The organism is Kitasatospora putterlickiae (assembly GCF_039527695.1).
Classification (GTDB): Bacteria; Actinomycetota; Actinomycetes; order Streptomycetales; family Streptomycetaceae; genus Kitasatospora; species Kitasatospora putterlickiae.
This window is the reverse complement of the sequence record NZ_BAAAKJ010000047.1, coordinates 10855-18817: the sequence shown is the minus strand read 5'-3', so window position 1 is coordinate 18817 and position 7963 is coordinate 10855. Positions and strand designations below refer to the sequence as shown.

Annotated in this window: 4 protein-coding genes; all 4 read left to right on the top strand. The window is 71.1% G+C overall.

The features are described 5' to 3' along the window. Window positions 1–113, top strand: a 113-nt coding sequence (locus tag ABD308_RS39590) for a DUF6912 family protein (RefSeq protein ID WP_425554700.1), incomplete at its 5' end; no start/stop codon positions are given. Between the two features lie 107 nt (window positions 114–220). Then, entirely contained in the window at window positions 221–877 is a 657-nt protein-coding gene (locus ABD308_RS05835; protein ID WP_344327800.1) for an HAD family hydrolase, read from the top strand. A gap of 151 nt (window positions 878–1028) precedes the next feature. Continuing rightward, the gene (gene pruA / locus ABD308_RS05830; RefSeq protein WP_344327879.1) at window positions 1029–2654 is read left to right on the top strand and encodes an L-glutamate gamma-semialdehyde dehydrogenase; all 1626 of its coding nucleotides are present in this window, start codon (window positions 1029–1031) and stop codon (window positions 2652–2654) included. A gap of 344 nt (window positions 2655–2998) precedes the next feature. Then, window positions 2999–7945 (top strand): NAD-glutamate dehydrogenase, encoded by a 4947-nt coding sequence (locus tag ABD308_RS05825; protein ID WP_344327795.1) that lies wholly within the window; start codon window positions 2999–3001, stop codon window positions 7943–7945. Window positions 7946–7963: the final 18 nt, after the last annotated feature.

Sequence of the window (7963 nt, the reverse complement as noted above, 5' to 3'; positions counted from 1 at the left end):
CGGTGGCGGCGGCGGACGCCGGCGACCAGGACGCCCAGTTCACCGTGGACGGCGCCGAGGACCACGACCTGCTCTGGTTCGCCACCCAGGAGATCGCCGCCCTGCTCGCCTGAGCCCGCCCGCCTGAGGCAGCCCGTCTGAGCCCGTCTGAGCCCGCCCGCGCGGCCCGCGTGAGCCCCGTCCTACCGGTCCGGCGGCACCCGGCGCTACCGTTCAACACGTGCGCACTCACATCGTCTGGGACTGGAACGGAACGCTCTTCCACGACATGGAGGCGGTGCTCGGCGCGAGCAACGCCGCCTTCGCGACCATCGGCGTCGCGCCGATGACGCTGCGGGAGTACCGGGAGCAGTACGAGATCCCGATCCCCCGGTTCTACCAGCGGCTGCTCGGCCGGCTGCCCTCCGACGACGAGTGGCTGCGCCTGGACGACGCGTTCCACGACCGCTACCGCGAGCTGAGCGCCGCCTGCGGTCTCACCGACGGCGCCCGCGAGCTGCTGGACGGCTGGCGGGCGGCCGGACGCAGCCAGTCGCTGCTGTCCATGTACGAGCACGACCGGCTGCTGCCGGTGGTCGAGGGCTTCGGCCTGACCGGCCAGTTCCTGCGGGTGGACGGGCGCAGCGGCCCGGCCGGCGGGCAGAAGGCCGAGCACCTGGTCCGGCACCTGGCCGCGCTCGGCGGGCAGGTCGATCCGGCCCGCACGGTGCTGATCGGCGACGCGGCGGACGACGCGCTGGCCGCGCTGAACGCGGGCGCCCACGCGGTGCTGTACACCGGCGGCTCGCACACCCGGGAGAAGCTGGAGCCGGTCGGCGTGCCGGTGGTGGACTCCCTGGCGGAGGCCGTGGAGCTGGCCGGGCGGCTCACCGCGTAGCGCCCCGCCCGGGGAGCGTGGCGCGTACCACGTCCACCGTTGGCGTGTCCGGGCGGGCGAAGCGGCCCGCCGCTGGTCAGGCTGGACGGGTGCCGGGTCCGTCGTCGGAACGGGTCGGCCGCCGTGACGAGGAGCGGAGCCCGCCATGCCCATCGACGCAGTCACCCAGGTCCCGGTGCCGGGCAACGAGCCGGTGCTCGGCTACGCGCCCGGCAGCCCGGAGCGGGAGCGTCTGGTGCGCCGGCTGGACGACATGGCGGCCGAGCAGGTCCCGTTGCCGATGACCATCGGCGGCGAGCAGCGGTTCGGCGGCGGCGAGCGGATCGACGTCGTCCAGCCGCACCACCACGCGGCCAGGCTGGGGGTGCTCGGCAACGCCACCCGGGAGGACGCCCGGGCCGCGGTGGACGCCGCGCTGGCGGCCGGGCGGGAGTGGCGCTCGCTGTCCTTCGACGACCGGGCGGCGGTCTTCCTGCGCGCCGCCGACCTGCTGGCCGGGCCGTGGCGGGAGACGCTGAACGCGGCCACCATGCTCGGCCAGTCCAAGACGGCGCAGCAGGCGGAGATCGACTCGGCCTGCGAGCTGATCGACTTCTGGCGCTGGAACGCGCACTTCGCCCGGGAGATCCTGGCCGATCAGCCGGTCTCCTCGCCGGGGGTGTGGAACCGCACCGACCACCGCCCGCTGGAGGGCTTCGTCTACGCGATCACCCCGTTCAACTTCACCGCGATCGCCGGCAACCTGCCGACCGCGCCCGCGCTGATGGGCAACACGGTGGTGTGGAAGCCCGCGCCGACCCAGACGCTGGCGGCGCACTACCTGATGCGGCTGCTGGAGGCGGCCGGGCTGCCGCCGGGGGTGGTCAACCTGGTGACCGGCGACGGGCAGCAGCTGTCCGCGGTGGCGCTCGCCGACCCCGCCCTGGCCGGGCTGCACTTCACCGGCTCCACCGCGACCTTCCGCTCGCTCTGGCAGACCATCGGCGCCAACATCGGCGGCTACCGGACGTACCCGAGGATCGTCGGTGAGACCGGCGGCAAGGACTTCCTGCTGGCGCACCGCTCGGCCGACCCGGAGATCCTCAAGGCCGCCCTGATCCGCGGCGCCTTCGAGTACCAGGGCCAGAAGTGCTCGGCGCTCTCCCGCGCCTACCTGCCGCGCAGCGTCTGGCAGCGGATCAAGGACGACTTCCTCGCGGAGGTGGACGCGCTGGCGGTCGGCGACGTCACCGACCTGTCGAACTTCATGGGCGCGCTGATCGACCGGCGCGCGTTCGAGAAGAACCGGGACGCCATCGACCGGGCCAAGGCCGACTCGACGGTGGAGCTGGCGGCCGGCGGCCAGTACGACGACGCCATCGGCTGGTTCGTCCGCCCGACCGTGCTGGTCTCCTCGGACTTCCGCAACGAGATGTTCCGCACCGAGTACTTCGGCCCGATCCTGGCCGTGCACGTCTACGAGGACTCCCGTTGGGAGGACGTGCTGGGCCGGGTGGACGCGGGCGCGCCGTACGGGCTGACCGGGTCGGTGGTGGCCCAGGACCGCTACGCGATCGCGCAGGCGGTGGAGGCGCTGCGGTTCACGGCCGGGAACTTCTACATCAACGACAAGCCGACCGGCGCGGTGGTGGGCCAGCAGCCGTTCGGCGGCGGCCGGGCGTCCGGCACCAACGACAAGGCGGGCGCCGCGCAGAACCTGCTGCGCTGGACCTCGGCCCGGTCGATCAAGGAGACGTTCGTCCCGCCGACCTCGCACGTTCATCCGCACATGGGCTGAGCGACCACGGTCCGCACACGGTTTCCACGCGGGCTCCGTACGAACTTTCGGCTTTCGGCGCAAACCGGCAGCCTGATTGGACAAGCTGTCCAGGACGGCCCGGTCTTCCTGCAGGTTTGCGCCTGGTTGTCCCCTGACACCTTGGATTGATCCCGTTAGGCTGGCTGGCGTCGTCGGGTGGTTCCGCAGAGGCCGAACGTCTCGTCCTACCCGCTGCAGAGGTGCTTCATGCGCGCCATGGGCCCCTTTCAGCAGGACGGTGCGGCAGGATGGCGGAAGACCCGGCGGTGATCCCGAAACCACCACCGAGTCACGCAACGGCGCGCGACAGGAGCCAAGAAGTCATGCAGACCAAGCTGGACGCAGCCAAGGCCGAACTGCTCAGGAAGGCAGCAGCAGCCGCTGAGAACAGCCAGGTGGGGGGAGCGGCGCCGGGGGAGGGACTGAGCAACGGCGCTCTGTCCGCGTACCTGCACCACTACTACCTCCACACGGCGCCCGAGGACCTGGTCGACCGCGACCCGGTCGACGTCTACGGTGCCGCCGCCTCCCACTACCGCCTGGGCCTCAAGCGTCCGCAGGGCACCGCCGAGGTGCGGGTGCACACCCCCTCGGTCGAGGAGAACGGCTGGTCCTGCGGCCACACCGTGGTCGAGGTCGTCACCGACGACATGCCGTTCCTGGTCGACTCGGTGACGAACGAGCTGTCCCGCCAGGACCGCGCGATCCACGTCGTCATCCACCCCCAGCTGGTCGTCCGCCGTGACATCACCGGCAAGCTGCTGGAGATCCTCGACGTCGACGCCTGCGCCCGCAGCCAGGCCGCCGGCACCGAGCTGCCGGCCGACGCGAGCGTCGAGTCGTGGATGCACATCGAGGTCGACCGCGAGACCGACCGCGACGACCTGCGCGAGATCGAGACCAACCTGCGCCGGGTGCTCGGCGACGTCCGCGAGGTCGTCGAGGACTGGTCCAAGATGCGCGACTCCGCGCTGCGCCTGGCCGACGAGCTCGCCGAGCAGCCGCCGGCCGGCCTGCCCGAGCAGGAGGTCGGCGAGGCCTGGGAGCTGATGCGCTGGCTCGCCGACGACCACTTCACCTTCCTCGGCTACCGCGAGTACGACCTCGTCCAGCACGAGGGCGAGGAGGTCCTGCGGGCCGTCGCCGGCACCGGCCTGGGCATCCTGCGCTCCGACCCGGTCAGCCGCGACGAGCAGCACCACGCCGTCAGCGAGGCCTTCGGCCGGCTCTCCGCGCCGGTGCGCGCCAAGGCCCACGAGAAGAAGCTGCTGGTCCTCACCAAGGCCAACAGCCGGGCCACCGTGCACCGCCCCTCCTACCTCGACTACGTCGGCGTGAAGAAGTTCGACGCCAACGGTGAGGTCGTCGGCGAGCGCCGCTTCCTCGGCCTGTTCTCGGCCGCCGCCTACACCGAGTCGGTCAGCCGCATCCCGGTGGTCCGCCGCAAGGTCCAGGACGTCATCGCCGAGTCCGGCTTCTCCACCGAGAGCCACGACGGCCGCGACCTGCTGCAGATCCTGGAGACCTTCCCCCGGGACGAGATCTTCCAGACCCAGGCCGACGAGCTGCTCCAGATCGCCACCAGCGTCCTCTACCTGCAGGAGCGCCGCCGGCTGCGGCTGTTCCTGCGCCAGGACGAGTACGGCCGCTACTTCTCCGCGCTGGTCTACCTGCCGCGCGACCGCTACACCACCCGCATCCGGCTGCGCCTCATGGACATCCTGATGCAGGAGCTCAACGGCGCCTCGATCGACTACACGGTCTGGTCGACGGAGTCGGTGCTGACCCGACTGCACTTCGTCGTGCGGGTCACCCCCGGCAGCGAGCTGCCGCAGCTGACCGACGCCGAGGTCGAGCGGATCGAGGCCAAGCTGGCCGAGGCCGCCCGGTTCTGGATGGACGGCTTCAACGACCAGCTGCACGTCGAACTCGGCGAGGAGCGGGCGGCCGAGCTCTCCCGCAAGTACGCCAACGCCTTCCCCGACGGCTACCGCGCCGACTTCACCGCGCGCACCGCCGTCGCCGACCTCAAGCAGATCGAGTCGCTGCACGGCGAGGGCGACTTCCGGCTCAACCTCTACCAGCCGGTCGGCGCCGGCGACGACGAGCGCCGCTTCAAGATCTACCGGGTGGGCGGCCCGATCTCGCTCACCGAGGTGCTGCCGGTCCTCCAGCGCCTGGGCGTCGAGGTGCTCGACGAGCACCCGTACGCGCTGACCCGCTCCGACCACACCACCGCCTGGGTCTACGACTTCGGCCTGCGCCTGCGCGAGGCCGTCGAGCTGACCGACGAGGCCCGCGAGCGCTTCCAGGAGACCTTCGCCGCCACCTGGACCGGCAAGGCCGAGAACGACGGCTTCAACGAGCTGGTGCTGACCGCCGGGCTGACCTGGCGCCAGGCGATGATGCTGCGCGCGTACGCCAAGTACCTGCGCCAGGCGGGCTCCACGTTCTCCCAGGACTACATGGAGGACGCGCTCCGCAACAACACCCACACCACCCGCCTGCTGGTGAACCTCTTCGAGGCCCGGCTGAGCCCCAGCCACCAGCGGGGCGCCCTGGAGCTGACCGAGGGCATCCTGGAGGAGCTGGCCGGCGCGCTGGACGAGGTCGTCTCGCTGGACGAGGACCGCATCCTGCGCTCCTTCCTGAACCTCATCAAGGCCACCCTGCGGACCAACTTCTTCCAGCACGACGGCTCCGGCGCGTGGCACTCCTACGTGTCGATGAAGTTCGACCCGAAGGCGATCCCGGACCTGCCGGCCCCGCGCCCGGCGTTCGAGATCTGGGTCTACTCGCCGCAGGTCGAGGGCGTGCACCTGCGCTTCGGCAAGGTCGCCCGCGGCGGTCTGCGCTGGTCCGACCGGCGCGAGGACTTCCGCACCGAGATCCTCGGCCTGGTCAAGGCACAGATGGTGAAGAACACCGTCATCGTGCCGGTCGGCTCCAAGGGCGGCTTCGTCGCCAAGCAGCTGCCGGACCCGTCGGCCGACCGCAACGCCTGGCTGGCCGAGGGCGTCGCGTCCTACAAGACGTTCATCTCGGCGCTGCTGGACATCACCGACAACCTGGTCGGCGGCGAGGTCGTGCACCCGGCCGACGTGGTCCGCCACGACGAGGACGACACCTACCTGGTCGTCGCCGCCGACAAGGGCACCGCGACCTTCTCGGACATCGCCAACGGCGTCGCCGAGTCCTACGGCTTCTGGCTGGGCGACGCGTTCGCCTCCGGCGGCTCGGCCGGCTACGACCACAAGGGCATGGGCATCACCGCCCGCGGCGCCTGGGAGTCGGTCAAGCGCAACTTCCGCGAGCTGGGCCACGACACCCAGACCGAGGACTTCACCGTCGTCGGCATCGGCGACATGTCCGGTGACGTCTTCGGCAACGGCATGCTGCTCAGCGAGCACATCCGCCTGGTCGCCGCCTTCGACCACCGCCACATCTTCCTCGACCCCAACCCGGACGCGGCCGTCTCGTACGCCGAGCGCCGCCGCCTCTTCGAGGTGCCCCGCAGCTCCTGGGACGACTACGACAAGTCGCTGATCTCGGCGGGCGGCGGCGTCTTCCCGCGCAGCGCCAAGTCGATCCAGCTGTCCCCGCAGGTCCGGGCCGTGCTGGGGGTCCCGGACACCCGGCTCACCCCCGCCGAGCTGATGAAGGCCGTGCTCCAGGCGCCCGTCGACCTGTTCTGGAACGGCGGCATCGGCACCTACGTCAAGGCCTCCACCGAGACCAACGCCGAGGTCGGCGACAAGGCCAACGACGCCATCCGCGTCAACGGCGAGCAGGTCCGGGCCCGCGTCGTCGGCGAGGGCGGCAACCTCGGCTGCACCCAGCTCGGCCGCATCGAGTACGCGTCCACCGGCGGCCCCGAGGGCGCCGGCGGCTGGATCAACACCGACGCCATCGACAACTCGGCCGGCGTCGACACCTCGGACCACGAGGTCAACATCAAGATCCTGCTCAACCAGGTGGTCGCCGACGGCGACATGACGGTCAAGCAGCGCAACACCCTGCTCGCCGAGATGACCGACGAGGTCGGCCACCTCGTGCTGCGCAACAACTACGCGCAGAACGTGGTGCTGGCCAACGCGGTCGCCCAGGCGCACAGCATGGTCAACGTCCACTCCCGGATGATCAACCGCCTGGAGTCGGGCGGTCAGCTCGACCGGGCCCTGGAGTTCCTGCCCACCGAGCGGCAGATCCGCGAGCGCCAGCAGAACGGCCGGGGCCTGTCCCAGCCCGAGATGTCGGTGCTGCTCGCCTACACCAAGATCACCCTGGCCGACGAGCTGCTCGCCACCGAGCTGCCCGACGACCCGTTCTTCCGCACCGCGCTGCACGAGTACTTCCCGAGCGCGCTGCGGACCCGGTTCGCCGAGCAGATCGACCGGCACCCGCTGCGCCGCGAGATCATCACCACGCTGATCGTCAACGACACGATCAACCGCGGCGGCTGCACCTTCGCCTTCCGCCTGAAGGAGGAGACCGGCGCCACCTACGAGGAGGTCGCCCGCACCCACACCGCCGCCCGGGCCGTCTTCGGCCTGGAGGAGATCTGGTCCGAGATCGCGGGCCTGGACAACAAGGTCCCGGCCCGGGCGCAGACCAAGATGCGGCTGCACGCGCGCCGCCTCGTCGAGCGCGCCACCCGGTGGATGCTCAACAACCGGCGCCAGCCGCTGGACATCGCCGGCACCATCGAGTTCTTCCACGACCGGGTCAACCAGGTCTGGGGCTCGCTGCCCAAGCCGCTGCGCGGTGACGACCTCGTCTGGTTCGAGAAGGTCTACGACGAGCTCACCGAGGCCGGCGTGCCGGAGGAGCTCGCCACCCGGATCGCGGGCCTGTCCTCGACCTTCCCGACCCTGGACATCACCGAGGTCGCGGACCGCTCCGGCAAGGACGTCGCCCAGGTCGCCGAGCTCTACTACGACCTCGCCGACCGCCTCCAGATCACCCACCTGCTCGACCGCATCATCGAGCTGCCCCGCACCGACCGCTGGTCGTCGATGGCCCGCGCCGCCATCCGCGAGGACCTCTTCGCGGCCCACGCGGCACTGACCGCCGACATCCTCGCCTGCGGCCCCGAGACGGCCACCCCCGAGGACCGCTACAGCGCCTGGGCGGACCTCAACTCCACCCTGCTGAACCGGGCGAAGAGCACCCTCGACGACATAAGGGGTTCGGACAACTACGAGCTGTCCAGCCTCTCCGTCGCGATGCGCGTCATCCGCACCCTGCTCCGCACGGGCTCGATGCGCTGACCCCGGTCGAAGCCGCGA